Origin of the sequence: Methylobacterium terrae (assembly GCF_003173755.1) — a bacterium.
In the GTDB taxonomy this organism is placed as follows: Bacteria; Pseudomonadota; Alphaproteobacteria; order Rhizobiales; family Beijerinckiaceae; genus Methylobacterium; species Methylobacterium terrae.
Genome location: NZ_CP029553.1, coordinates 1061440 through 1086079, shown reverse-complemented (window position 1 = coordinate 1086079; position 24640 = coordinate 1061440). Strand labels below are relative to the sequence as shown.

The 24640-nt window shown below is 69.5% G+C and carries 22 protein-coding genes and 3 pseudogenes; 18 read left to right on the top strand and 7 right to left on the bottom strand.

Translation table 11 applies throughout. From position 1 onward, the window contains the following. Positions 1 to 14 precede the first annotated feature (14 nt). The 3 genes from DK419_RS04880 to DK419_RS29955 all read right to left on the bottom strand — a co-directional run bounded on the left by DK419_RS04880 (position 15) and on the right by DK419_RS29955 (position 2721). Positions 15 to 800 carry a hypothetical protein gene (locus DK419_RS04880; RefSeq protein ID WP_109958093.1) on the bottom strand — a complete coding sequence of 262 codons (786 nt, stop codon included), beginning with the start codon at positions 798 to 800 and terminating at the stop codon, positions 15 to 17. Continuing rightward, positions 797 to 1936, bottom strand: coding sequence for a glycosyltransferase (locus DK419_RS04875; protein WP_109958092.1), 1140 nt, complete (start codon positions 1934 to 1936; stop codon positions 797 to 799). The genes DK419_RS04880 and DK419_RS04875 overlap by 4 nt, the downstream gene beginning before the upstream one ends. 182 nt (positions 1937 to 2118) lie before the next feature. Further along, the gene (locus DK419_RS29955; RefSeq protein WP_245442831.1) at positions 2119 to 2721 is read right to left on the bottom strand and encodes a Hint domain-containing protein; all 603 of its coding nucleotides are present in this window, start codon (positions 2719 to 2721) and stop codon (positions 2119 to 2121) included. A gap of 3186 nt (positions 2722 to 5907) precedes the next feature. Here DK419_RS29955 and DK419_RS04865 point away from each other — a divergent pair. The 3 genes from DK419_RS04865 (at position 5908) to DK419_RS04855 (ending at position 7554) form a co-directional block, all read left to right on the top strand. Further along, on the top strand, positions 5908 to 6582 hold the full coding sequence (locus DK419_RS04865; protein ID WP_109958090.1) for a phage tail protein: 675 nt from the start codon (positions 5908 to 5910) through the stop codon (positions 6580 to 6582). Next, a complete protein-coding gene (locus DK419_RS04860; RefSeq protein ID WP_109958089.1) occupies positions 6579 to 6905 on the top strand; it encodes a DUF6916 family protein in 327 nt (108 codons plus the stop codon). Before DK419_RS04865 ends, DK419_RS04860 begins: the two co-directional genes overlap by 4 nt. Before the next feature lie 109 nt (positions 6906 to 7014). Beyond that, complete coding sequence (locus DK419_RS04855; protein WP_109958088.1) at positions 7015 to 7554, top strand: GNAT family N-acetyltransferase; 540 nt, start codon at positions 7015 to 7017, stop codon at positions 7552 to 7554. Positions 7555 to 7659: 105 nt separating this feature from the next. On the opposite strand, the gene DK419_RS29775 is transcribed toward DK419_RS04855, so the two are convergent. Further along, on the bottom strand, positions 7660 to 7785 hold the full coding sequence (locus DK419_RS29775; RefSeq protein ID WP_280953928.1) for a hypothetical protein: 126 nt from the start codon (positions 7783 to 7785) through the stop codon (positions 7660 to 7662). 535 nt (positions 7786 to 8320) lie between these two features. On the opposite strand from DK419_RS29775, the gene DK419_RS28515 reads away from it, so the two are divergent. Both DK419_RS28515 and DK419_RS04850 read left to right on the top strand, forming a co-directional pair. Further along, positions 8321 to 8767, top strand: coding sequence for a hypothetical protein (locus DK419_RS28515; protein ID WP_162561150.1), 447 nt, complete (start codon positions 8321 to 8323; stop codon positions 8765 to 8767). Between the two features lie 68 nt (positions 8768 to 8835). Next, a complete protein-coding gene (locus DK419_RS04850) occupies positions 8836 to 9225 on the top strand; it encodes a hypothetical protein (protein WP_109958087.1) in 390 nt (129 codons plus the stop codon). A gap of 1048 nt (positions 9226 to 10273) precedes the next feature. On the opposite strand, the pseudogene DK419_RS29350 reads toward DK419_RS04850, so the two are convergent. Beyond that, positions 10274 to 10569 (bottom strand): annotated as a pseudogene (locus tag DK419_RS29350) (SOS response-associated peptidase); the annotation flags it as partial. Between the two features lie 948 nt (positions 10570 to 11517). On the opposite strand from DK419_RS29350, the gene DK419_RS28510 reads away from it, so the two are divergent. After that, positions 11518 to 11811 carry a hypothetical protein gene (locus DK419_RS28510; protein ID WP_162561149.1) on the top strand — a complete coding sequence of 98 codons (294 nt, stop codon included), beginning with the start codon at positions 11518 to 11520 and terminating at the stop codon, positions 11809 to 11811. A gap of 74 nt (positions 11812 to 11885) precedes the next feature. Here DK419_RS28510 and DK419_RS28505 read toward each other — a convergent pair whose 3' ends face one another. After that, complete coding sequence (locus DK419_RS28505) at positions 11886 to 12299, bottom strand: hypothetical protein (protein WP_162561148.1); 414 nt, start codon at positions 12297 to 12299, stop codon at positions 11886 to 11888. Positions 12300 to 12495: 196 nt separating this feature from the next. On the opposite strand from DK419_RS28505, the pseudogene DK419_RS29770 reads away from it, so the two are divergent. The 5 genes and pseudogenes from DK419_RS29770 to DK419_RS04810 all read left to right on the top strand — a co-directional run. Next, positions 12496 to 12709, top strand: a pseudogene (locus tag DK419_RS29770) (ATP-binding protein); the annotation flags it as partial. Positions 12710 to 13130: 421 nt separating this feature from the next. Continuing rightward, complete coding sequence (locus DK419_RS04830) at positions 13131 to 13559, top strand: hypothetical protein (protein ID WP_109958085.1); 429 nt, start codon at positions 13131 to 13133, stop codon at positions 13557 to 13559. A 182-nt stretch (positions 13560 to 13741) separates the two neighbouring features. Next, a pseudogene (locus DK419_RS04825) lies at positions 13742 to 14310 on the top strand (phosphoketolase family protein); the annotation flags it as partial. A gap of 718 nt (positions 14311 to 15028) precedes the next feature. Continuing rightward, positions 15029 to 15370, top strand: a complete 342-nt coding sequence (locus tag DK419_RS29155; protein WP_245442830.1) for a hypothetical protein — start codon at positions 15029 to 15031, stop codon at positions 15368 to 15370. Between the two features lie 258 nt (positions 15371 to 15628). Next, positions 15629 to 16732: an AraC family transcriptional regulator gene (locus tag DK419_RS04810; RefSeq protein ID WP_245442829.1), complete on the top strand. Its 1104-nt coding sequence runs from the start codon at positions 15629 to 15631 to the stop codon at positions 16730 to 16732. A gap of 360 nt (positions 16733 to 17092) precedes the next feature. Here the strand turns inward: DK419_RS04810 and DK419_RS04805 are convergent, their stop codons facing one another. Beyond that, the gene (locus tag DK419_RS04805) at positions 17093 to 17320 is read right to left on the bottom strand and encodes a hypothetical protein (protein WP_109962130.1); all 228 of its coding nucleotides are present in this window, start codon (positions 17318 to 17320) and stop codon (positions 17093 to 17095) included. On the opposite strand from DK419_RS04805, the gene DK419_RS28500 reads away from it, so the two are divergent. From DK419_RS28500 to fabI, 7 genes are all read left to right on the top strand, one after another. Continuing rightward, on the top strand, positions 17319 to 17732 hold the full coding sequence (locus DK419_RS28500; protein ID WP_162561147.1) for a hypothetical protein: 414 nt from the start codon (positions 17319 to 17321) through the stop codon (positions 17730 to 17732). The genes DK419_RS04805 and DK419_RS28500 overlap by 2 nt on opposite strands. Before the next feature lie 99 nt (positions 17733 to 17831). Then, a complete protein-coding gene (locus DK419_RS04800; protein WP_109958083.1) occupies positions 17832 to 18257 on the top strand; it encodes a phospholipase A2 family protein in 426 nt (141 codons plus the stop codon). 444 nt (positions 18258 to 18701) lie between these two features. After that, on the top strand, positions 18702 to 19697 hold the full coding sequence (locus DK419_RS04795; RefSeq protein ID WP_109958082.1) for a phosphate acetyltransferase: 996 nt from the start codon (positions 18702 to 18704) through the stop codon (positions 19695 to 19697). A gap of 2 nt (positions 19698 to 19699) precedes the next feature. After that, positions 19700 to 20932, top strand: a complete 1233-nt coding sequence (locus DK419_RS04790; protein ID WP_109958081.1) for an acetate/propionate family kinase — start codon at positions 19700 to 19702, stop codon at positions 20930 to 20932. Between the two features lie 17 nt (positions 20933 to 20949). After that, on the top strand, positions 20950 to 21447 hold the full coding sequence (locus tag DK419_RS04785; protein ID WP_109958080.1) for a hypothetical protein: 498 nt from the start codon (positions 20950 to 20952) through the stop codon (positions 21445 to 21447). 23 nt (positions 21448 to 21470) lie between these two features. Next, positions 21471 to 23768 (top strand): DUF3141 domain-containing protein, encoded by a 2298-nt coding sequence (locus DK419_RS04780; RefSeq protein WP_109958079.1) that lies wholly within the window; start codon positions 21471 to 21473, stop codon positions 23766 to 23768. A gap of 88 nt (positions 23769 to 23856) precedes the next feature. Continuing rightward, positions 23857 to 24639 (top strand): enoyl-ACP reductase FabI, encoded by a 783-nt coding sequence (fabI, locus tag DK419_RS04775; RefSeq protein ID WP_109958078.1) that lies wholly within the window; start codon positions 23857 to 23859, stop codon positions 24637 to 24639. The last annotated feature ends 1 nt before the right edge of the window (position 24640 follow it).

The following is a 24640-nucleotide window of genomic DNA, read 5'->3' as shown; positions in this document are numbered from 1 at the left end:
CGGACGGCGTTTCATCAGCGCAGGATCCGCCGCCACCAGGGGCGCCGCACGGCCCCGTGCCGGGCGAGCTCCTCGTTGGCGAACTCTCCGCTAGCGAACTCTCCGCTAGCGAACTCTCCGCTAGCGAACTCTCCGCTAGCGAACTCTCCGCTAGCGAACTCTTGGGCGGCCTGCGCCTTCAGATGGTGGACCAGGGGGTTGCAGGCCTCCTGGTCCACCACGAGCGCCGAAGCGGGCGCGGCGGACAGGCCGTGGCGCGCGCGGTAGGCGCCCGCATCGAACCCCGGCGACCCGGCGAGGTCGCGCCGCGCGCCGTGGCGCAGGAGATGCGCGAAGGCGTCCCGGTTGCGGCCGATCTCGGCGCCGTGGCGCTCCAGGTACCAGGCGACGTCGAACAGCGCGTTCGGCGCGTAGAGCTGGCTGCGGCGGTGGGTGAGGTAGTGACGCAAGGGCGAGGTGCCGCGGCGCAGGCGGTAGGTTCGCGCGTACCAGCCCGGCTCGAAGTAGCCGATCGGCCGCAAGCCCCGGCGCTCGCCGAGGCGGATATAGTGGCAGACCGGGTTCACGCCGCCCGGATTCCCGCCGAGATACAGGCCGGCGTACCAGGCCGGATCGAAGTAGAGGTTCGGGCGCCGGCCCTCGCGGGCGCCGAACCGGCAGAAATGGACCAGCGGGTCGGCCCCGTCCGCGACGACGTCGGGCGCTTCGAGCAGGTAGTGGTTGACATCGAACAGGCCCGAGCGCGCGATGAGGCGGTACTCCTCCGCCGGTGTCATGGTCAGCGTCTTGGCCGGCGTCATGCCGTGCCGGGGATCGCGGCGGCGCTCCCGGCGGGGGAGACGGGCATCATCTCGAGGGCGGCGCGCGCATTGGCGGCGTAGCGCGGGCGCTCGGCCTCCGGCGCCGTGGGGCAGGCCAGGAGGTCGAGGCAGGCCGCGAGGCAGTGCCGGTGGCGCCCGGTCACGTAGGCGTTGACCGCGTACTCGTCCCGCAGGCCGTAGGCGTAGACCCAGGGCTCGAGGAACAGCCCGGCCTCCGGCAGGCCGAGGCGCAGGGCCGCCTCGGCGAGGAGGAAGCCCTCCTCGGGCCGGCCGGCGAGGCGGCAGTACCGGCTGGCGCGGTGTTGCGCCTCCGCCCGGTCGGGACAGACCGCGATGGCGCGGAGGTAGGTCGCCACGACCTCGTCGGCCGGCCGGCCGAGGCGCCCCATCAAGTCGGCGGCGACGACGAGGGCGATGTAGACCTCCTCGTGCCAGAACCCGAGCTCGGCCCGCCGCAGGTAGGCGTCGAGGGCCTCCCGGTAGGCGCCGCAATCCCGGTAGCTCTGGGCGAGGTAGAAGGTGTAGCGCGCGACGAGGAGCGGATCCGTCTCCGTCCGCAGGGCGGCTTCGAGGATCGCGGCGTCGCGCCGGTAGGTCTCGCCGTCGCGGCGGCGGGCGCCGTCGTGGTTGCGCCGCATCGGCAGGTCCAGGAAGGCCTTCGTCGCCGCCGCCGGGCCGTCGACGAATTCGTGCACCACCCCCCGGTATCGCCACGGCACGGCGTTCCGCAGCACTTGCGTGCGCCGGTAGACGAGCCCGGCATCCGCGATGGCGACGTCGTAGCCGTCCGCCGCGAGGTCGGGCACGACGAAGCCCGGCGGCAGGACCAGCTCGTCGTCGGCGTCGATGACCAGGGTGTAGGTGCCGTGCGGGCGCGCCAGCGCCAGGGCCTCGGAGCGGTTATGGGCGAAATCGACCCAGGGGCGCTCGACGAGCCGTCCCGGGAGATCGGCCAGCGCCTCCCGCACCAGGTCCTGGGTCCCGTCGGTGGAGCCGGTATCGACGACGATCCAGTGGTCGATGACCGGGCGTACCGACTCGAGGCAGCGGCGGATCACCGCGGCCTCGTTCCTGACGATCATCGCGAGGCAGAGGGTCTGGCCGGACGGGGTCATGGGAGTCCTGCTGAAGGCGCGGGGACGGTCTTTTCCGGGAGCGGGGTTTTCCCTCGCGCGCCTGCGCGAGGGGAGCCGGGCGGCGGCGAGCCCCCTCACGTTGAAGGCCCGCGGCGCTCCTTCGGAGGCGCCGCGGGCCGTGTCAGGGCGGTTGCGTCAGGCCGGCCGGAGGCCGGCGCGGCTCACGCTCGCCGCATGAGGCGCGCGAGGAGCGAGCGCTCCGGCTTCACCGTGGCGCCGGCCTTCGCCGCCCCCGCGGCGAGCCGCGCCCGGACGCGGTCGACGACCGGGCCGTGGAGTAGGAACGGCGCGCAGGCCAGTTCCAGGTTCAGCGCCACCGCGACGAAGTCCGGATGCAGGGTCACCGGGCCGTCGTGGTTCTCGAAGGTGCCGCGGTTGCCGCAATCGAGGTAGCTCTCGGCGGGCAGCCCGTCGGCCACCAGCACGTCGTGAACCGGCAGTTCCACGTGGTGGTAGACGACCTCGGCCCGGTCGAGCTGCGCGACCGACGTGCCGTTGACCAGGACCCCGGCCGGGATCAGCACGCCGTCGACGAAGATCGCGTGGCCGGGCGAGACGACGAGGTCGCGGTGCGGCAGGCCGGGGCCGAAGGCATCCGCGGCGATCAGGACCGGCTGGGCCCGCTCGGGATGCGGATGACGCCGCAGGTCGACGTGACGGTGACCGACCCAAGCGATGCGGACCGTCTCCCCCGAGGCCGTGACGACGGCGTCGCCGGGCCGCAGGGCCTCGACCGGACGCTCGCCCTGCGGCGTCAGGATCATCGTTCCTGCCGCGAAGCAGATGACCGGACCGGTCGCACCGGTGGCACCCGTGGCTCCGTCCGGACCGGTTGGGCCCGTGGCGCCGGTGGCACCCGTGGCGCCGGCAGAACCGGTCGCGCCCGTGGCACCGGTTGCTCCGGCAGTGCCGGTCGCGCCCGTGGTACCCGTCGCTCCGGTGGCACCGGCAGAACCGGTCGCACCCGTGGCGCCGGTCGCTCCGGCAGTGCCGGTCGCGCCCGTGGTACCCGTCGCTCCGGTGGCACCGGCAGAACCAGTTGCACCCGTGGCGCCGGTCGCTCCGGCAGTGCCGGTCGCGCCCGTGGTACCCGTCGCTCCGGTGGCACCGGCAGAACCGGTCGCACCCGTGGCGCCGGTTGCTCCGGCAGTGCCGGTCGCGCCCGTGGTACCCGTCGCTCCGGTAGCACCGGCAGAACCAGTCGCACCCGTGGCGCCGGTCGCTCCGGCAGTGCCGGTCGCGCCCGTGGTACCCGTCGCTCCGGTGGCACCGGCAGAACCGGTCGCACCCGCGTTACCTGTCGCTCCGGTGGCGCCGGTAGAACCGGTCGCACCCGTGGTACCAGCTCCCGTGGCACCCGTCGCTCCGGCAGCACCCGTCGCACCCGTAGCTCCAGTCTCACCGGCAACGCCCGTGCCGCCGGTCGCGCCCGTGGCACCAGCACCGGTTGCGCCCGTCGGGCCGATGTCACCGGTCGCACCCTCGGGACCCTGAGCACCGGTCGTACCCTGAGCGCCCGTCGCCCCCTGCGCGCCGGTCGCGCCCTGCGTGCCCGTGACGCCCTGGGCACCCGTGGCGCCCTGCGCGCCGGTCGTACCCTGGGCACCCGTCGCCCCCTGCGCGCCGGTCGCGCCCTGCGTGCCCGTGGCGCCCTGGACACCCGTGGCGCCCTGCGCGCCGGTCGTACCCTGGGCACCCGTCGCCCCCTGCGGACCGGTCGCGCCCTGCGTGCCCGTGGCACCTTGCGCACCGGTCGTACCCTGGGCACCCGTCGCCCCCTGCGGGCCGGTCGCGCCCTGCGTGCCCGTGACGCCCTGGGAACCCGTGGCGCCCTGCGCGCCGGTCGTACCCTGGGCACCCGTCGCACCCTGCGGGCCGGTCGCGCCCTGCGTGCCCGTGGCGCCCTGGGAACCCGTGGCGCCCTGCGCGCCGGTCGTACCCTGGGCACCCGTCGCCCCCTGCGGGCCGGTCGCGCCCTGCGTGCCCGTGGCGCCCTGGGCACCCGCGGCGCCCTGCGCGCCGGTCGTACCCTGGGCGCCCGTCGCACCCTGCGGGCCAGTCGCGCCCTGCGTACCCGTCGCCCCCTGGGCGCCAGTGGCACCTTGCGCGCCGGTCGCACCCTGGGCACCCGTCGCACCCTGCGGGCCGGTCGCGCCCTGCGTGCCCGTGGCGCCCTGGGCACCCGTGGCACCTTGCGCGCCGGTCGTACCCTGAGCACCCGTCGCACCCTGCGGGCCAGTCGCGCCCTGCGTACCCGTCGCCCCCTGGGCGCCAGTGGCACCTTGCGCGCCGGTCGTACCCTGGGCACCCGTCGCACCCTGCGGGCCAGTCGCGCCCTGCGTACCCGTCGCCCCCTGGGCGCCAGTGGCACCTTGCGCGCCGGTCGCACCCTGGGCACCCGTCGCACCCTGCGGGCCGGTCGCGCCCTGCGTGCCCGTGGCGCCCTGGGCACCCGTGGCTCCTTGCGCGCCGGTCGTACCCTGGGCACCCGTCGCACCCTGCGGACCGGTGACGCCCTGGCCGCCCGTCGTACCCTGGGCACCCGTCGCGCCCTGGGCGCCCGTCGCGCCCTGGGCACCCGTCGCACCCTGCGGACCGGTGACGCCCTGGCCGCCCGTCGCACCCTGGGGACCCGTCGCGCCTTGCGCGCCGGTCGCGCCCTGGGCACCCGTCGCACCCTGCGGACCGGTGACGCCCTGGCCGCCCGTCGCGCCCTGGGCACCCGTCGCGCCTTGCGCGCCGGTCGCGCCCTGGGCGCCCGTCGCACCCTGCGTCCCCGTCGCGCCCTGGGCACCCGTCGCACCCTGCGCGCCGGTCGCGCCCTGGGCGCCGGTCGCGCCCTGCGTCCCCGTCGCGCCCTGGGCGCCGGTGGCACCCTGCGCGCCGGTCGCGCCCTGGGCACCCGTCGCACCCTGGGCGCCGGTCGCACCCTGAGGTCCTGTCGGACCGGTGGTCAGACCGGTCTGGGTGGCCTCTAAGGTGGTTTGGTTGCCCGCAGACGAGGTGGCGCCCGGCGCGGTCGAGTCCTGGAAGATGTTACCCGCCGCGTCCCGAACCGAATAGACGGTCGCCGTGGCGGCAGCGCTGGCCGAATCCGCGATGTACTGGAACGAGTACGGATACGGGCTGGTCCCACCGTTGAGGCTGCCATTGACCGTTCCGAGATACGTCGTATTCGAAATTCCTCCCGTGGGACCGTAGAAGAAATCGTAGACGTTGTTGGCAGGAACGCTCGTACCGGTCAGTGTTATCAGTGTTTGAGGCATTTGGAGGTCCCACGCCGTTCGATGACGAGCACATCTCGGGCGCGTCCGCGCCGTGAATCGTCGTCCCTGCTCCGCCGGCAAGATGCCCGCCGGTTCGATACCAGGAAAGGAGAATTGCGGGCTTCGGCCGGGAGGCAGGACGCGTTTCGCGCATCAGTGGCATTTTTGCCATGAAAACAATTTGAACGATAATAAAATATCTTTGATAGTTGATTTTTATTCTATAATAGACAGTAATTCAACCTATAGGGGAATTTTTTCCAGTCTGGCGCGAGCGGAGTCCAAGAAATCGCACGTACTCGCATGATAATGGCTTTTCATCTCTATTCCTGCATATGTCCGCCCGCCCCCTGCGCCATCCGGACGCCGTAACTTGTGAACATCCCTGGATATCTCCCATGCGGCATCGTCGCCCCGGCCCGCATCCCGCCGTCCGGCGCGGCGGAACGTCCGGTCGGCGTGACGGAGGGGTTGGAGCGCGCGTGATCCCGGGCTCTTGATCATCTCGGGCCGCAATGATCTGGCTTCATGCCCGCGTAGCGCAAATATGTTTTCCATGCACTCGCTTGCGAGAGACCACCGCGGTCGTTTATCAGTCTCAGCGCCGGGTGATTCGCGAGTCAGGGCCAACTGGATTTCGCGTCATCGGTCTGTTCCGCACGAAAACGTCAGGGAATCGATCTCATGGACGCAATGACCGGCATGATCTTCACGGTGCCGTACAATTGGGCGCCGAACGGCTGGCTGAACTGCCAGGGCCAGGTGCTCTCCATCAACCAATACCAGGCGTTGTATTCGCTGATCGGCAACAGCTTCGGCGGCAGCATGAACCAGGGCAGCTTCGCCCTGCCGGACCTGCGGGGACGCACGCAGATCGGTATCGGCCAGTTCCCGGGCAGCCCGACGAATTACGGCATCGGCACGACGGTCGGCAGCGAGACGACGACGCTCGGGCTCAACAACCTGCCGCCCCACAACCACGGGGCGACGTTCTCGCCGGTGACCGGCAGCCAGGCCGTCACCATCCCGGCCCAGACCGGGACCCTGAAGGTCCAGGTCAACGCCTCGACCGGCACGCCGAGCACCGGCACGCCGTCCTCCTCCGTCGTGCTGGCCAATACGGGCCTCAGCCCGAAGTTCTACGGCGGCGCCACCGCCATGACGGCCCTCGCCGACGCCGCGGCCACGGTCTCGGGCAACGCCTCGACCGCGGCCCAGAACGTCAACATCTCCACCGTCACCGGCGGCACCGTGGCGATCGCCGTTACCGGATCCGGCCAGGCCTTCACCAACCTCCAGCCCTCGATGGCGCTGAACTTCATCATCACGATGACCGGCATCTACCCGAGCCGTCCGTGACCGCCGCGCTCGCCACCCTGTCCGCCGGGCTCTTCGCCCCGGCTTTGGGCGAGGCGTTCGCGCTGCGCGGCCCGGACGGCCGGACCCTGGCCGTGACCCTGGCGCGCTGCGTCGAGCACCCCCGCTCGACGATGCCGGGGAGCGCCCGGACGGCGTTCGACCTCGTCCTCACCTGCCCGGCCGACGCGGCCGAGGGCTTCCCGGACGGTGACTGCGTGCTGTCGCACGACGCGCTCGGGGAGTTCGGGCCGCTCTATGCCGGGCGCATCCTGCCGGTGGGCTTCCCGCCGGGCTCCGCCGCCTACCAGGTGATCTTCATCTGAGCGGCGGCTCGACCCGCCACGTCCCGCGCTCCCGCCCCCTCGGGCGGGGGCGTCCTCGTTCCACCTCACCCGGGCAACCGCCGGGCTCGCGCAGCAGGACATCCGCCGCATGGTCGCTTACGCCGGCTCCATCCCGCTGGTCGGAGGCCTGGGCCTACGCCCCGTCCGACCGGCGGATCAGGCCTTCCTGCTGGACCTCTTCGTCGAGACCCGGCCCTGGCTCTCCTGGGCATCGGGCGACCGCGACTTCCTTCAGGCGCTCTACGAGCAGCAATACCGGACCCTGCGGGCGGGACTGGAGGCGATGTATCCCGAGCACCTCGACTTCATCGTCGAGCGCACGGGCCAGGCGGTCGGGCGCCTCGCCGTCGATCTCGGCCAGGCCGACTGGCGCATCTCCGAACTCGGGATCCTGGCCGCGGCCCGCGGCAAGGGCATCGGCAGCGACGTCGTGCGCAGCCTGCAGATCGGGGCCGAGCGCATGCGCCTGCCCCTCACCCTGTCCACCCCGATCTACGGCACCGACGCGCGTCCCCTGTACGAGCGCCTCGGCTTCCGGGTGACGGCGATCCGGCCGCCGCATTACGAGATGGCGTGGTACCCGCCCGGCATGCCGCTGCCGGCCGGCATCACGCTCGCCGCGACGTGACGCGGTTCGCCGACCTGCCTCGCCTCCCACGCGCCGGCCGGACCGCATCCGCCATCAGCGGCACGCTCCACAGCGGGACGACGGCACGTCCGCCACGGCCCGATGTCAGCCATGCGCCTGGACCGTCCAGTCCCTCGGGACCGACCCCGTCGCGGCATTCCCGGTGAGGCTCGACCCGGTCGCCAGCCACCGGCTGCCGCCGGTCGTGTCGCTCCGGGTCGGGTCGGACATGCCGTCACCATCGACGTCATTCGTACCGGCGACGATCCATCTCGCGGACACGGCGCCGGTCCTCACGTTCCAGGCGACGTGAGCCCGGCGAGAATGCTCCGGTCGAAACAGGGGCGGGGAACGCCAGGTCAATGCCAGATCAAAAAACGGCTGCCGCCTCGAAGCGCGAGAGGGAACGGCCGATCGGGATCGAGCCGACGCCATTCAGCGTGGTACACGATCGTCCCTGTCCGATCTTTCCGAACCTTGTTCCCTGTCGCACTTGCCCTGCACATGAGGCCATCGACCGCGTCAGGTCGGGGGCGTTGGCCGTGAGCTGGATGCTCAGCCGGCGAACCGACGGTCGAGGGTACGACACCGAAGCGGCGTCGGAATGCGGTGTAGACGGCGGCGCTGTTGGTCTCGGCGATTTTTTGGATGCCACGCCAGGATTTTGGAACGCAGAGGCAAATTCCGTTATTGAAATCTTCTTCATTTTGATATTTAAATCATATACTATAAAATCGCAGATTATCGCTACGTACGGGAAATCCAGATGATAGTATTAAAAAAGCGTAAGAAATTTTCATCCCGTATAAATAAAAATCTCGCGATTCAACGCATCTCAGATGGAAATAGAGAGTATGTTATCGTCGATGAAATATTTTCTGAAATCGTTCGATTTGCGTTGAAACAAATTGATTTTGACGAAAATTGGTATCTTGATAGATATAAAGATGTTGGTACTGCAATAAAAGAGGGAATCTTCCTGAACGCTAAAGACCATTTTGTCGAGCACGGATATTTCGAGGGCAGATTGCCCTATCGTATACCAGTAGATGAAAAATTCTACCTCTTAAAATATCCAGATGTGATGACCGCCATAAGAAGCGGCGTATGCAAAAATGCGAGCGAGCATTTTTACATCTATGGAGCACAGGAAGGACGGCTACCGCATGCAGGCTTTACACTCTTTCGAATAGGCCGCCCCGACTCGAAATAGAGAATGACTTGGTCTTGTACCGCGTCTGGAGCGTGGCGATGGCCTGAGGCAGGCGGCGGGACGAGAAGATGGCGGAAGGCAAGAGGACCACGATGCGAGGACGGGGCGACTATTCAGGGCGGCCGCGCCGCACCCGCCCTTTCGGCGCGCGCTACCTGTTTCAGCCGCGCAGGATGTCCGAGAGCCAGTACCTTGCGCGGCTGCGCGCCATCCTCGGCGAGGGCAACGTGAGGATCGTGGAGACCCCGTCCGGACGCACTCTATCGATCCGCGATGGACGCCGCATGACCCCGGCTGTCGCCGACGAGTATCAGTGGAACCTCCGGGATCTCGTGGCCGGCTTGCGCGACCTGCTGACGCGATCGGGGGATGCTTGTGCCAGGCAGACCGACCTGTCGTGCGAGGCGCCGAGCGCGTCCCGTGCCCGGGCAGACGCGAGCGCCTGTGATCACCGTTGACTGATTCTGGGCATCAGAACCGCGCGGACGCTCTCGCTGGCGACAGGTTTGCCGCAACGCCGAGCCGATCGGGCCGTGCGCTGCCGGCAGTCAAGGATGGCCTCACCCGGGAGTGGTTCGTCGCCGAGCCGATGGCAGGTGCCTTCCACATGCGGGTCGAGGGTCAGTATCCGACCTTCGCGGAAGCGCCGCACCGGATCACGACGGACGGCATCGCGCGTTGACCGTCCCGACCTGCCTCCCCGCTTCCACCCCGGTCCTGTCCTGCGCCTGGGATGCGATGGCATGGGAGCGCCCAGTCCTGAACCAGTGTGGCGATGCCGCTACAGATTAGAGATCGCTAACCATCTACGGGTACGACCATCATAAGTTTGGGGGCGACGATGCAGAGAAATCACGCGCGAGCGGAAGCGAGTTCCAAGACCGTGCCGAGCCGCAGGCCGGTTGCGGATGCGTTCGACCCGCACTTCCCGCGGCATGACCGTACCGTTCGCCAGGCGCCGGACTCCGCCCGCGCGCAGGCGACGGCCTACGATCCCCACTTTCGGCCTATGCCCGGACGCTAAAGTCGGCTTGCGAACGATGGCACAAAAGCGGCACCTTGGCGTTTCTCTGAGAGACGAGGAGCCAGGCTATGCCCGACGTTCGCAAAGAGAGAACCTACGACGGCCGCTGGACGGTGTTTATCGGGAGCCAGGTAGTCATCGCCGATCTCGATGAGCAGGGGGCGGAGGCTCTGCTTGCATCGTACCAGAGGATGGCCTCGCGTGAGGTTGCCTTGGGCGGTTCATCCGAGACAAACGCCTCGTAGAGCCCGCCCCGCTTCACACCCGGGTCGGAGCGGTGTCGTTTGCAATCGCTCACCCGCCATCCCAGCGTCCTTCGACGGCAACGCCCGCGAGCTGCACGAGCACGCGCGCCAGCGCGTCGAGGGTTCTCCGTCCTGGGGAATCCGGACATGGCCGAGCCCCATGAGGCCGGTCCGATCCGGTTGGCACGTCGAGACGGCGCGGGAGTTCATCCCGGTCAGCGGCTCGCCTCCTGCCCCCTAGATGCCGTCCTGGCGCGAGCCACGCGCGACTTCGACCATCATTCTCGTCCGGAAGCCGGCGCTGCCGCCGCAAGCCTCCCTCGCCTGGCGCCTCCAACCAAGTGCCCCGCTCCTCCACGGTGGTGAGCAGCACCGGCATCGCCTTCGGATGCGCCGGCCCGACCACGCCGTTCGCCTCGGTCGTCAGGAACCGAGAACAGCCGATGCTCCTCCTCGACGGGCTCGTCGCGCTTCGGCCCGCGCACGCCCGTCCGGGCGCGCCAGATGCTCGCGAAGGCGACCGACTGGCTGTCGCCCGAACCCCGGCAGCTCGTTGCCGATCGGGACCTGCCGGGGTCTGGCCGCATGCACGAAAAACCCGCCTCGGAGAGTGCCGGGCGGGTCAGTCGGATCGAACAGGCCCCGATGAGGGCATCCCGCTATTGCTGCGCCGTATCCCGAGCGCACCCCTCAGGCAGCGCACGGGGTCACCGCGCCGCGCTCACGGTGCAGCACGACGAAGGCGCCGCTCCGGGGCATGAGACCGTGTCCGGACGATGGCTTCCGGAAACGGTCTCACAAGCGCGCGCGGTGGAGACCACGGCTCCCCACGCCTGAGCGAAGCCGGGATCCGGCATGGCGACCCAATCATACTCGCGCCTTGGCACCGACACGTCGATGCCAAGGCGTCCGGCGCATGAGCGCCGACGCCCGTCCGGGCTCAGCCGGCCCCTTGGAACGGATCCGTTCCAAGGGGCGGCGGTATCGACCGGACTCCGCATGACCGGATACGCGAGCCGCTGCGCCCCCGTCATCGGCCAGGACGCGCGGCGGCCGGATGAGCAGGGGGCGAAGCTTCCGGCCATCTGAACGGTGTTGATGCCCCACCCCAGGTGCAAATGTTATTGCAGCCGGCTTAGAATTGCAGCGTCTATTGGAGGGCGCGACGACAAGCTTTGTAAAAATTTTGCAGGGGTGTACGCATGTCTGAAATATCCAAGGCCAAATGGATGCGTTTCGGCGCGAAGTTTTGCTGGTTAATCGCTTGCATGCTCTCGATTCCCGGAAATTTAGTCGGCGACTTTGGTGATCGGCTCGATGCACGGTCCAGATCCATGATGACAAAGAATAGCGTTTGATCTACTCCTTCTCGTGACGCGCGTGCGAAAAATCACGTTCGCCGGCGGCCGGCGGGACCGAGGTGATCGAGCGTCTTGCTGTTGAGTTTTGTGTCGAAGTGGTGAGCGTTCAGGGAAGCGCCGATGGCCTCAACCGTGCGGCTTGCCGCCGACATGCGGAACCACACCGCCATCGCGGCAGAACTCGCCTCCGGCAAGCACGTGGTCGGCCACTGGGTCGGCGAGTGGCGCGGGCGCTTCGCCCGTCGGCACGCGGACAGGCTGCTTGACGCGCGCCCTCGAGGCGCGCCGCGCCGGATCGCGACGAACCGATCGACCGCACTCTCCGAGCGGCCGCAGGGCGCCCGTCATCGGAGCCGGCGCAAGCTGGCGAAGGTCGGTGGGGTATCGGCCACGACGATCGGGCGTGTCTGTTGACCCACGTGTCCGCCCGGTTCCGCGAGGGGCCGGCAGGTCACTTCATCGGCGAGGGCACAGTGAGGCCATGGGCCTCACCCGCGAACCGAAACGGTCTCCGGCACGCGACGAATGGCGTTGCGCCGGATGGTCCCGTCGCGGAGCGCGGTCGCCGTGGCATCCGCATCGCCACGCCCTATCGGCTGTCCTGCCTCGACCTCGCCGTTGGAGAGGTAGGTGTCGAGCGGCTTCATCACATCACGGAAGAGGCCGCCCACGCCAAGGGCGTCCGTCACTTCATAGAGCAACATGACAGTCTGGCTTTCAGAAGAAAAATGTCGGCCGTGGATCGCACGAGCCATGTCTGCGCGGATTACGGTCTCGGGCTCGATACGTTCCCGCCGCTCGCGCGAAAGTCGCGAGGCTGGATCATGCTGCGGTGCCGCAGCACTGTCGCGGCTCGCCTGAGCCTCAGGGGCGACGAGCCCGGTATGTGCGAACGCCACCATCCCGGGTGATGTCGCCGGGCGCGTTCGCCCGAACCGCAGCGTTGGAGATCCGGGTATTGCCATCGGCACGGGAAGCGCATCCGCGAGGTTGCCCGCGCGACGGGACTGTCTCGCAACACGGTGAGGCGCTTCCCGGAGGAGGCGCTGCGGGCCGGGCGCGAGGCCCGGCGCCCCCGGGCACGGGAGATGTTTCGCCCGGGTGGCGGACTTCCCGGCGGTGAAGACGCCGGAGGGCTACGACTTCGGCTTCGCCCCCGGGGCGCCGCGAGCGCAGATCCAGGAACTGGCCAGCCTGGCCTTCGTGGAGCGGGCGCAGAACGTGATGCTCCTTGCGGCCATCGGGCGCGGGCAAGACCCATCCGGCGATCGCGCTCGGCTACCTGGCGACGCAGCGTGGGATGAAGATGCGCTCCACCCTGGAGGTCCGCGGTCGACGAATCCGGATCGAGATCGCTCGTGCCGCCGCCTCCACTCTGCTCGATGGCCAGGAACTGGACATCTGGCATGGCGAGGAGCCGGTCGTCCTGACGGCGGCGGAGCCGGTGATCCCCCGGCCCGTACCGCAGCAAAAAGACAGGATCAAAGTTCCCTGAGGCAAATAACGCCGGCGATACAGCAAGACGCGCACTCGCTATGGTGATACTGCGCGCACAAGACCCGACCCTGCCGCTGGGTGTCCTCTTCGATCAAGCGGCGTCACCGGGTTCGACCATGATGGCGAAGGCACGCCGTCGACGAGTCGTCAGTGTCCGAGTCTCGCCGGCCAGGCACGACCGTCGCGCCGGGTGTTGCCCGGCGCGACGAGACATCATTGCGACTGGAGGGATACCCATGAAGCGCTCGATGCTCTGCATGACGGCCATGGCCGCCCTGATCCTGACGAGCGTCGCGGCGGATGCTCGCGGCTTCCGTGGCGGCGGCGGTGGATTTCGCGGCGGCGGCGGGTTCCACGGGGCCGGCTTTCGCGGCGGCGGATATCGCGGCGCGGGCTTCCGTCACGGCATCGGACGACCGGGCTGGGGCGCGGCGGGCCCGATAGCCGGCCGGCCCGGATGGGGTCGGCCCGGTGCCGGGTACGGTCGGTACGGCTACCGCTACGGCGGATACGGGTACGGCTACCGCCCCGGCTACGGGCTGGCCGCGGCGGGTGTCGGCGTCGCGGCCGGGGCCGCGGCGGCCGGCTACTACGGCTCGACTCACGGCGGTTGCGGACCCTACGCCTACTACGATTCGTATACGGGCACGTGCCGCTCCTATTGAGGGACGCGCCGGCGCGACGGGTACGGTCGCGTCCCCGCTTGATCGAGCGCGGCGACAGCGCCGCATCGATGGGCCGACGCGTCGTCCGAGGGCGCGTCGCATCGGCCGGAGACCCAGCGATGATCGCTCACCGACACTCGCAGCGCCTCGGCGCAGAGGCGCAGAGGCGCCGCGCCGAAGCCGGGCTCAACTTCATCTGCGTGCATCTGAACCGATCGATCCGCCCGCACGGCCTGAGCATGATGTCCATCACCGGCCCCGGTCACGGCGGACCGGGCCTGATCGCCAACGCCTGTCTCGAAGCCACCTACAGCGAGCTCTACCCGAACATCTCCCGCGGCGAAGCGGGCATGAAGCGCCTGTTCAAGCAGGTCTCGTTCCCGGGCGGCGAACTGGGCTACGCGCTCTCGCACGCCTACGGGGCGGCCTTCGACAATCCCGACCAGATCGTCGCCTGCGTGGTCGGCGACGCGAGGCCGAGACCGGGCCGCTGACGACGAGCTGGCACTCGAACAGGGTCCTCAACCCCATAACGGACGGGACGGTGCGGCCGATCCTGCACCTCAACGGCTACAAGATCGCCAGCCCCACTGTCCTGGCCCGGATCAGCCACGAGGAACTCGACAACCTCTCTCACGGCTACGGCTACACGTCCCACTTCGTCGAGGGCGACGACCCGGCCGCGATGCACCGGCTGATGGCTTCCGCGCTCAACGCCGTGCTCGCCGACATACAGCGCATCCGGACCAACACGAGCCCCGCGTGGTCGCCCTCGATCTCAGCCGCGTTCCGGACATCGAGTATTCGGCTCTGACGATGCTCCAGGAGGGCGTCAGGCAGACCAACGTGACGGTCTGGCTCGCGGATCTGAATCCTGGGATGCTCGACATGGTGAGGGGCGACGGCCTCGATGACGAACTCGGCCCGGATCGCCTGCTGTTCGATGTCCACTTGGCGATCCAGCGTTACGAGGCCATGCAGGAAAAGCCGGAATGCGATGAGGGCCGGCCGTGCCGGACGCGCCGAGCCCGTAAGGCTCCTCTCCCTGGCGCATGGCGATCATCGATCCCTCCCGCATCCACTTATCGGCTCTCGACCAAGGCCCGCGGCGCATCGGACCGGCTCCATCCCTGGAGCGGAGCGCTCCGCTCCGGAACGCTCGCAACGGCCGCCGGCTGTCGGGGAGTCGATGAAGTGTCATCGCCTTCGGCCGGACCGTCCTCCCGCCCGAGGTCTCCGGCTCGGGGCTGACACTCGTGCCCTCGGCATGCGGCGCCGGTCTTGCCGGCGCGAGCGGAGGAGGGCGTGACGCTTCGCTTCCGATGCCTTCGCGGGGAAGGCTCGGTGCGCCCGTACGCCGGCTCGCCGGGATTTTCGACGACGCTTGGAACCCACGACGGCCGTGATCGACTTACCTTGTGACGCATGGCTCGACCGCCCGCTCAGACGCAGTATCCAGGCAAGTCAGAATGACCGGATTCTCGACGATCGGCGATCTCTACAAGCGCGGTCGTATCACCAACGAGCAGATCGACGCGGCCGTGACCGCCTACCTGAACGATCCGATACCCGGCCCACGCCCGCTGACGCAGGAGATTGCGGTCGACGTCTGTGCAATCATGCAGACTAATCCTCATGCCCGAGAGATACTGGCCATGCGCGACTCGACCGAGGCGCAGATGCGCATGGCCGTGAGAACGGCGATCATGCTGGCGACACCCGTCCCGACCCCGAATGCGGATGCCCCGCAGGACGGGACGCCGGAAGGCTGCCGGGCAGACCCGGAGGATACCATCGTCACCGAGACATAGGTGTCGGAGAGATCCCGCCGCTCAAGGAGGCGGGTACTCCACCCCTCTCGGGCCGGATCCGTCGTGAACCGCCCGCATCGCGATGTGATGCCACGTCATCCTGCGACCGGTCGGCCGGGACGCACCACAAAATCGCGTTCAATTTGATGGCAAGATACTTGGAACGGGCTCCCATTTTATAGCTGAAGATAACATTGCGACGGCATAGATGGACGATATACAATGATACCCCTATAGAGGAGCAGCGGAGTTTCGGCCATGCCCCCCGACATGTTGCCGGTGCGCCATGAGAAGGAACTGCATAAAGCGACGAGCGACTTCCCATGTCGTGACGCACAAGAGACGACGACTGGATTGATCCCTTATAATTTCGTTCATATTCATTCAGTTCAATCCGTATGTGATATATTATTGGAAATGGGGATAGATCCCGAACCAATATTCGACAGAGCCGGCACAGATACCCAGATCCTGCAAACGGTCGAAGCCGTCTCTTTCGCGATGCTGGGTCGCCTGACCGCGCTGGCCGCCGATCAGGTCGGGTGCGCCCATTTCGGCCTTCTGGTCGGCCAGCGCACAACTTTGACCTCGCTCGGCCTGCTCGGAACGCTGATGCGTCATTCCGAAACGGTCGGTACGGCCTTGCAGGCCCTCGCGACGCATCACGATCTCTTGAACCGCGGCGCCATGATCGAGATCGCCGTCGACGGGATCGTCGCGACCGTGAGCTATGCTCCCTACGAGCCCGAGACCGAGGGCGTCGCGCTGCATTGCGAGCGGGCCGTCGCGACCCTGACCAACGTCCTCCGCTCGCTCTGCGGCATGAAGTGGAACCCCGACGAGGTTCTCCTGCCGCGTCTCCACCCGCTCGACTCGACGCCCTATACCGGCTTCTTCCGAGCCCCGGTCCGCTTCGCCCAGGAGATCGCCGCATTGGTGTTTCCCGCCCGGCTCCTGAGGCGATCCGTCGTGGGCGCCAACCCTCTCGTCCGCGCGAGCGCGGAGCGACGGATCCGGCAGTTCGAAGCCGCCATCCCGTCCGACGTCACGGACGAGGTCCGGCGTCACCTGCGCTCGAGGATCGTTCAGAACCGCATCGAGAAGGATGAGGTCGCACGGAATCTGGCGATCCATCAGCGCACGCTGGGGCGCCGCCTGAAGGCGGAGGGAACGACGTTCCGTTCCATCGCCAACCAGACCCGGCTCGGCATCGCCAAGCAGTTGCTGGCCGACACGGACATGAGCCTGGCGCAGATCTCGTCCGTGCTGGAATTCTCGGAGCCGGCCGCCTTCACGCACGCCTTCCGGCGCTGGACGGGAACGGCGCCGAGCGCGTGGCGCAAGGAACAATGGGCGAAGTAGGGGCCGCGCGGGGATCAGGGGCCGATCCCCGGACCGTCAGGGCGCATGGCCGTCGAGCGTGCGGCTGTGCTTGCCGGTCGTCGTGCCCCCCGGCAACCCGCCGGGACCATCGATGGCGCTCCCGCCGGGTCCGACCGATCCGGTCGGGGCCCGCCGGGAAGCTCGGTCCCGGATGCGCATGCGAGCCGATCCGGCCGCGATGCGCCGTCCTCCAGACTCAGAGCCTGTTTGAGCACGATTTTCCTGCTCAAGACTCGAGGCAGTTTTTATCGTCATACCCTGCCACCTCATCATGAGGCAAAACGGTAGGATATCCCATATTCCACCCGATTTCCCGGATACAATCCGCTCGAACAGGCTCTAAGCCCGCTCCACCTCGTGGATCGTGCTCGCGAGATGGAGTTCGATTCGATGGACGGCCTGAACGTCGCGGCCCGACACGGTCAGGGCGATGTCGCTGCCGCGATGGTGCGCTCGACGGATGAGCTCCTCGGCCTTGCCCGCCGCCCCGCTCTCCGACTCGGCGCGCAGGATCGTGCCCGCGGCTCCCGTGATGATCCTGACCTCGAATAGCCGCGAGTCCGACATGATCGAATCGAACTTCGTCGGGTCGATATCGGCGTCGGCAGCCCCGATCTCGGCGCCGCTCGAGCAACACTGCGTCGATGCCGTCACGATTGCCTGCCCTCGCAACGCCGAGGAGGAATACCGCGGCGCCTTCGAACGGAGTCGTTCGAAGGCGCTGGCAAAGGCCGAACGGGCGCCGGCGCTGATGCGCCGGACGCTTTGCCATCGACGCGCCGATGGCAAAGTGCGCCGATACAATGCGGCTTACGCCAGCATAGATCGAGGCCGTGAACTGCGCAACGGAGTCGACGCACACGAAATCCGCCTGATTGCTTCTAACGCGGCCTTCCCACCAGATGATGATACCGCCTTCTGTCCTATTCGATCAAGCGCACTGACATTTCGAACACTATCGTCCAAATTGAGCGGCTGACGGGCTAACGGCGATCGGCGCGACCGCGCGGGAGGCCAGCGTCAGCCCGCTCAGCCGTCTCTGCCATCACGGTCCTCGGAGACATACGGAGTATTCGTCATGCGCATCACGATCGCTGCGCTGGGCGTCGTCGTCGCAGGATTGGCCTCGCCGGCTGCTCTGGCCCAGTCGGGAGGATACGCTCCGGCGCCGAGCCTCCTGCTTCACGGAAACTATTGCGGCCTGGGCAACCGGGCACCGCTTCCACCCGTCGATGCGCTCGATGCGGCCTGCGCCCGGCACGATGCCTGCACGCCCATGGGCGGGCTACCGTCCCGGCGCTGCAACCTGCGACTGTTCCGGGAGGCGGACCTGATCTCGCGCGATCCGAGCCAGCCCGGCGACGTGAGGAACGCGGCGGGCTTCGTCGCCTTCAGCGCCTCGACGCTGCCCTTCGATCCCTCTCCGTATCCGGCGACGATCGAGGCTCCGATCTGGGCCGATCCCCACTCGTACCGACACGTGCGGGCCGCGTACGCCCATTAGGGCAGGAAGCAGCGCTCCCGCGGCTCCCCCCGACAGGCGTGCCGCTCACGTGCGGGACGCGGCCGCCCCGCCGAGGAGCCGGCGCGGCGGCGTGTCCCCGCTTCGCCGGCCCGGTCGCAGGCACGACCGGCTCGCGCCCGGGGAGACGTCGCGGCATGCCGGGGACCGCCGTCGTCAATCGGTCCCGGCTGTCCTGACCGATCAAGCACGAGCCAGCGCCCTTCGCGAGAGTTCCGATCGCAGGCCGCCGGCCCGGCCGATCACGCAGGGGAGGGTTCCGGTCGCGATCTCGTTCTGGTCGAGGCGGCGCCCGGGCCTCGATCGCGCGACGGGCCGCGGCCCAGTTCGCCAAGAGGCCCGGTTCGCCAAGAGGCCCACTTTGCCAGGGGGCCCACTTCGCCAGGGGTCCACTTCAGGAGGCCCACTTCGCCAGGAGGCAGCACCGTGGTGCATGCGACGACGCGAGCGGCGCCGGTCCGCCGCCGGCACGAGAAGTACGAGCGCCTGATCGCGGCCGCGCAGGCGCAAGCCCGCCTCAGGGTCGCGGTCGCCCACCCCTGCGACGAGGCCGCGCTCGGCGCGGCGCTGGACGCCGCCGATCTCGGGCTGATCGAGCCGATCCTCGTCGGGCCGCGCGGGCGGATCCTCGCGGCCGCCGCCGCGCTCGCGGCGAAGGACGGCGCCGGCCCGGCCCGCGAGCCGGCGGGCTGGCGGATCGTGGAGACCGGGCACAGCCACGCCTCGGCCGCGGAGGCGGTGGCGCTGGTGAATGCCGGCGCGGCCGAGGCGGTCATGAAGGGCAGCCTGCACACCGACGAGCTGATGGCCGCGGTGGTCCGGCGCGAGGGGGGCCTTCGTACCGCGCGGCGCCTGAGCCACTGCTTCGTGATGGACGTGCCGAGCCACGATCGTCCGCTCGTCGTCACCGACGCGGCGATCAACATCGCGCCCTCCCTCGAGGAGAAGCGCGACATCGTCCAGAACGCCGTCGACCTCGCCCACGCCCTGGGGCTCGAGACCGTGCGGGTCGCGATCGTCTCGGCGATGGAGACTGTCAACCCGAAGGTCCCCTCGACGATCGACGCCGCCGCCCTGTGCAAGATGGCCGACCGCGGCCAGATCACCGGGGCCGTCCTCGACGGGCCGCTCGCCCTCGACAACGCGATCGATCTCGGCGCCGCGGCGATCAAGCGGATCCGCTCCGCGGTCGCCGGACGGGCAGACGTGCTGGTGGTGCCGGACCTCGAGGCCGGCAACATGCTGGCCAAGAGCCTGACCTTCCTGGCCGGGGCGGACGCCGCCGGGATCGTGCTCGGCGCCCGGGTGCCGATCATCCTGACGAGCCGGGCGGATTCGAAAGAGACCCGGCTCGCGTCCTGCGCGGTCGCCTCGCTCGTCGCCGTGGCGCGGCGGGCGGGCGGGCCGCTGCCGGAGGTCTAGCGATGAACCCGGCCCACCTCGTCCTCAACGCGGGCTCCTCGAGCCTGAAGTTCCAGGTCTTCAGGGCGGACAGCGTCGAAGCGGACCACCGGCGGCCGGACGCGATCGACATCCCGCACCGCCTCTACCGCGGCCGGGTCGAGGGCTTAGGCGGCACGCCGCGTTTCGTCGTGCGCGATCGTGACGGCGCGGTCGTGGCCGACGAGCGGCCGGACGGGCACGCCTACGGTCACGAGGCGGCGCTCCTCCACGTCGCCGCGTGGCTGCGCGCGCATCGCGGCGGCCATCGCCTCGCCGCGGTCGGGCACCGGGTCGTGCATGGCGGCATCGCCTACGACGCACCTTTGCGCGTGGACGACGCGGTGATGCGGGAGCTGGAGCGGCTCGTGCCCCTGGCACCCCTGCACCAGCCGCACAACCTGACGCCGATCCGCGTCGTGCAGCGGCGCTTTCCCGCGCTGCCGCAGGTCGCCTGCTTCGACACCGCCTTCCATCGCGGCCAGCCGGAGGTGGCCCAGCTCTTCGCGCTGCCGGCCGAGGTCACGGCGCGCGGGGTGCGCCGCTACGGCTTCCACGGCCTGTCCTACGCCTACATCGCAGCGGCCCTGCGCGAGCGCTCGCCCGCCCTCGCGGAGGGCCGCACGGTCGTCGCCCATCTCGGCAGCGGCGCCAGCCTCTGCGCCCTTCGTCGCGGGCGCAGCATCGCCACCACGATGGGCTTCTCCGCCCTCGACGGCCTGCCCATGGGCACACGCTGCGGCGGCCTCGATCCGGGCGTGGTGTTCTTCCTGCTGCGGGAGATGCGCCTCGATCCGGACGAGGCGGAACGGATGCTCTACACCCGCTCGGGCCTCCTCGGCGTCTCGGGCCTCTCGAACGACATGCGCACCCTGCGCGCCCACGCCGCGACCGACAGCGGCGCGCGCGAGGCCATCGACCTCTTCGTGTACCGGATCGGCCGCGAGCTCGGCTCGCTCGTCGCGGCGCTGGGCGGCATCGACGGGCTCGTCTTCACCGGGGGCATCGGCGAGAACGACGCCGCGACCCGGGCCGAGGTGCTGCGGGGCGCCGCCTGGGCCGGCTTCCGGCTCGACGAGACGGACAACGAAGCGGGCGGCCCGCGGATCACGCGAGGTCCCGGCCCGCAGGCCTTCGTCATCCCCACCGACGAGGAGGCGATGATCGCGCGCGGGATGCGCGCGGTGCTCGCGCCGGCATCCCGACCGGCGCCCTGAAGGATGGAGAGCCCGCGATGGAGACGCAGACGACGAAACCGGCCGTCGACCTCGGCAACGAGCCGTTCATGTCGGCCGACGACCTCGACGCCTACTCGGCCCGCGTGAAGGCGGCCAAAGCGATGAAGGAGTTGGAAGGGCTGGATCGCGCCGGCAAGGCGCGCGACGAGCTCGTCAAGCAGCTCGCCGAGCCGGTCGCGCTGACCCCCGAGAAGGTGCACGAGATCACCCAGATGCTCCTGCACCGGCTCCGCATCGCCGCCGAGCAGGGCAAGAAGGAGCTCCTGGTGATGCGCTTCCCCAACCTGATGTGCACCGACAAGGGGCGAGCCATCAACAATTCGGAGCCGGGCTGGCCCGCGACCCTGACCGGCCGGCCGCGTCAGGCCTACGAGTTCTGGCACGCGCGCCTGCACCCGGCCGGCTACGGCCTGCGGGCCTTGATCGTCGACTGGCCGGACGGGATGCCGGGTGACGTCGGCCTCTTCCTCACCTGGGAGAACACGCGCCACTGAGCGCCGGAGCGAGGGAGACGACCATGGCCGAGATCCGGACGACCCGCCCCGACGCGACCGGGGTGCCGCCCTCCCCGTTCGCGATCCAGGCCCGCCTGGCCGAGCTCTACCGCGAGCGCTGCGCCGCGGCCTTCCAGGGCTGCCTCGACGCGACGCTCGCGGCCAACAGCGCCTGGGCGGCGGCGCTCAAGCCCGTCACGCCGGCGCAAAGCCTTGGTGACGCGGCGACCTACTGGGCCGACTTCGCCCAGCGCTCGCTCCTGTTCTGGGACACGCTGCGCCGGCGCGGCAACGACTGGCTGGCGCACGAGGCCGCCGGCAAGCCGCCGCTCCTCGCCTTCCCGTGGGAGATCGTCGCCGACGCGCGCGGCTACGAGCGGCCGGCGAATTACGCGCTGGCGCGCATCCTGCCCCCGGACGGCGTCGCGATCGATGCCGACAAGCGCCCCTACATCATCATCGATCCGCGGGCCGGCCACGGTCCGGGCATCGGCGGCTTCAAGCCCGAATCCGAGGTCGGCGTGGCCCTCTCCGCCGGCCACCCGGTCTACGTGGTGATCTTCTTCCCCGAGCCCGTCCCGGGCCAGACGCTCGCCGACGTGGCGCAGGCCGAGGCCGCCTTCCTGCGCCTCGTGGCTGAGCGCCATCCGACCCGCGGCCGGCCGGTGATCGTCGGCAACTGCCAGGGCGGCTGGGCCGCGATGCTGGTCGGGGCGCTTGATCCCGAGCATGCCGGCCCGCTGGTGATCAACGGCGCGCCGATGTCGTACTGGGCCGGCAACGACGCCGAGAACCCGATGCGCTACGCTGGCGGGCTGCTTGGCGGGTCGTGGCCGGCGCTGCTGGCCAGCGACCTCGGCGGCGGCGTCTTCGACGGCGCCCACCTCGTCGAGAACTTCGAGTCCCTGAATCCGGCCAACACCCACTTCGGTAAGGCCTACGGGCTGTTCTCGAAGATCGACACGGAGCCGGCGCGCTTCCTCGAGTTCGAGCGGTGGTGGGGCGGCTACTACCTGATGAACCGCCAGGAGATCGCCTGGATCGTCGACAACCTGTTCGTCGGCAACCGGCTCGCCGCCGGCCGCGCCGAATGGGAAGAGGGCAAGGCCTTCGATCTCCGGGCGATCCGCTCGCCGATCATCCTGTTCGCCTCGCTCGGCGACACCATCACGCCGCCGCAGCAGGCCTTCAACTGGGTCGCCGACCTCTATCCGACCACCGCGGACCTCAAGGCCAACGGGCAGGTCATCGTCGGGCTGATGCACGAGAGCGTCGGCCATCTCGGCATCTTCGTCTCAGGGAGCGTGGCGCGGCGCGAGCACGCCCAGATCGTCGACCTCCTCGACTACATCGAGCACCTGCCGCCCGGCCTCTACGGCATGAAGGTCGAGGAGACGGGAAACGGAAGCGGGCCGGCTTACGACGTGGTACTGCGCGAGCTCGAGGTCGAGGACCTGCAGCGGCTGCAGAAATACGCCCGCAAGGACGAGGTGCCGTTCGAGGCGGTGCGCCGGGTGTCGGAGCTGAACGCCGCCGCCTACGAAACCTTCGTGCACCCGGTCGTGAGCGCGTGGGTGCCGCGCGAGACCGGCGCGGCGCTCAGGGCGCTGCACCCGCTGCGGATGCGGCGCTGGGCGCTGTCCGACATCAACCCGGCGCTCGCCGCCCTCGCGCCGTGGGCCGACCTCGCACGGAGCCACCGCGTGCGCCGCGACGAGGCCGGGTTCTGGGCGGCGACCGAGCGCAGGAGCGCCGCCGGGATCACCGCAGCCTGGGACTTCTACCGGCAGATGCGCGACGCCTCGGCCGAGAACCTGTTCTACGCCACCTACGCGAGCTTGAGCACCGTCCTGCCCCGCACCGAGGAACCGGCCGCCGCGACCGAGGGCACGGCGGCGCTACGCGAGGCGATGGCCCGCATTGACGAAGGCGGCTTCACCGACGCGGCCGTCCGGGCGTGCCTGCTGATGGCCCGCCTCGGCCCGAAGGAGCGGCGGCTGTCGACCTTCAAGCGCATCCGCGAGCTCGTCGGCCGCGACGTCGGCCTACTCGCCCTGTCGGCGAGCGACGCGGCCCGGGTGGTCCGCCGGCAGGCGGCGATCGTCGAGCACGCGCCCGACGCCGCGATGGCATCTCTGCCCGACCTCGTGCGGAAAGCGGAGGAGCGCCGCCGCCTCCTCGACGTCGTCGATCGCTTGGGCAACCGCCTCGGCCTGGGGCCGGAGCAGCGCGCCTTGCTGCCGCGGTTCCGCGACCTCCTCGGCCTCGCCCCCGCCGGCATTCCGGTGGAATCCGGCGTGCCCCGGCAGAAAGCCGGCTGAGCGAGGACGGCCGCATCGCGAGGGTGACCGCACACGTCACGACCCGGACCGGGAAACCAGGAGCCGACGCGCAACGGAGACGAGAGCCATGACTCAGATCCCCGACGGCAACGCCCTCGCCGGCAAGCACGCCCTGGTGCTCGGCGTCGCCAACGCGCACTCGATCGCCTATGGCTGCGCCCGGGTTTTCCGGCGGCTCGGGGCGGAGATCGCCCTGACCTACCTGAACGAGAAGGCGAAGCCCTTCGTCGAGCCCCTGGCGCGCGAGCTCGACGCGCCGATCCTCGCACCCTGCGACGTGCAGACACCGGGCGACCTCGAGGGAGTGTTCGAGCGGATCGCCGAGACCTGGGGCCGTCTCGACATCGCGCTCCACTCGATCGCCTTCGCGCCGCGGGCCGACCTGCAGGGCCGCCTCGTCGACAGCTCGGCCGAGGGGTTCGGGGTGGCGATGGACGTCTCCTGCCACTCCTTCATCCGCATGGCCCGGCTCGCCGCACCGCTGATGACCGGGGGCGGCACGCTCCTGACGATGAGCTACCACGGCGCTGCCAAGGTCGTGCCGAACTACAACCTGATGGGACCGGTCAAGGCGGCGCTGGAAGGCGCCGTGCGCTACCTCGCCTACGAGCTCGGCGATCGCGACATCCGGGTCCACGCCGTCTCGCCGGGTCCCCTCAAGACCCGCGCGGCCTCGGGCCTCAAGGATTTCGACCTCTTGCTCAACGAGGCGGTCGCACGCGCGCCGATCGGCGAGCTCGTCGACATCGACGATGTCGGGCTGACCGCCGCCTTCCTGACCACGCCCTACGCAGCCCGGCTCACCGGCACGACGCTCTACGTCGATGGCGGCCTCAGCATCATGGCATGAG

Coding starts and splice junctions, on each gene's coding strand:
- DK419_RS04880 (WP_109958093.1), bottom strand. CDS start 800: ATGACGCCGGCCAAGACGCTGACCATGACACCGGCGGAGGAGTACCGC.
- DK419_RS04875 (WP_109958092.1), bottom strand. CDS start 1,936: ATGACCCCGTCCGGCCAGACCCTCTGCCTCGCGATGATCGTCAGGAAC.
- DK419_RS29955 (WP_245442831.1), bottom strand. CDS start 2,721: ATGATCCTGACGCCGCAGGGCGAGCGTCCGGTCGAGGCCCTGCGGCCC.
- DK419_RS04865 (WP_109958090.1), top strand. CDS start 5,908: ATGGACGCAATGACCGGCATGATCTTCACGGTGCCGTACAATTGGGCG.
- DK419_RS04855 (WP_109958088.1), top strand. CDS start 7,015: ATGGTCGCTTACGCCGGCTCCATCCCGCTGGTCGGAGGCCTGGGCCTA.
- DK419_RS29775 (WP_280953928.1), bottom strand. CDS start 7,785: ATGTCCGACCCGACCCGGAGCGACACGACCGGCGGCAGCCGGTGGCTG.
- DK419_RS28515 (WP_162561150.1), top strand. CDS start 8,321: ATGATAGTATTAAAAAAGCGTAAGAAATTTTCATCCCGTATAAATAAA.
- DK419_RS04850 (WP_109958087.1), top strand. CDS start 8,836: ATGGCGGAAGGCAAGAGGACCACGATGCGAGGACGGGGCGACTATTCA.
- DK419_RS28510 (WP_162561149.1), top strand. CDS start 11,518: ATGGCCTCAACCGTGCGGCTTGCCGCCGACATGCGGAACCACACCGCC.
- DK419_RS28505 (WP_162561148.1), bottom strand. CDS start 12,299: ATGGTGGCGTTCGCACATACCGGGCTCGTCGCCCCTGAGGCTCAGGCG.
- DK419_RS04830 (WP_109958085.1), top strand. CDS start 13,131: ATGAAGCGCTCGATGCTCTGCATGACGGCCATGGCCGCCCTGATCCTG.
- DK419_RS29155 (WP_245442830.1), top strand. CDS start 15,029: ATGACCGGATTCTCGACGATCGGCGATCTCTACAAGCGCGGTCGTATC.
- DK419_RS04810 (WP_245442829.1), top strand. CDS start 15,629: ATGCCCCCCGACATGTTGCCGGTGCGCCATGAGAAGGAACTGCATAAA.
- DK419_RS28500 (WP_162561147.1), top strand. CDS start 17,319: ATGATCGAATCGAACTTCGTCGGGTCGATATCGGCGTCGGCAGCCCCG.
- DK419_RS04805 (WP_109962130.1), bottom strand. CDS start 17,320: ATGTCGGACTCGCGGCTATTCGAGGTCAGGATCATCACGGGAGCCGCG.
- DK419_RS04800 (WP_109958083.1), top strand. CDS start 17,832: ATGCGCATCACGATCGCTGCGCTGGGCGTCGTCGTCGCAGGATTGGCC.
- DK419_RS04790 (WP_109958081.1), top strand. CDS start 19,700: ATGAACCCGGCCCACCTCGTCCTCAACGCGGGCTCCTCGAGCCTGAAG.
- DK419_RS04785 (WP_109958080.1), top strand. CDS start 20,950: ATGGAGACGCAGACGACGAAACCGGCCGTCGACCTCGGCAACGAGCCG.
- DK419_RS04780 (WP_109958079.1), top strand. CDS start 21,471: ATGGCCGAGATCCGGACGACCCGCCCCGACGCGACCGGGGTGCCGCCC.
- fabI (WP_109958078.1), top strand. CDS start 23,857: ATGACTCAGATCCCCGACGGCAACGCCCTCGCCGGCAAGCACGCCCTG.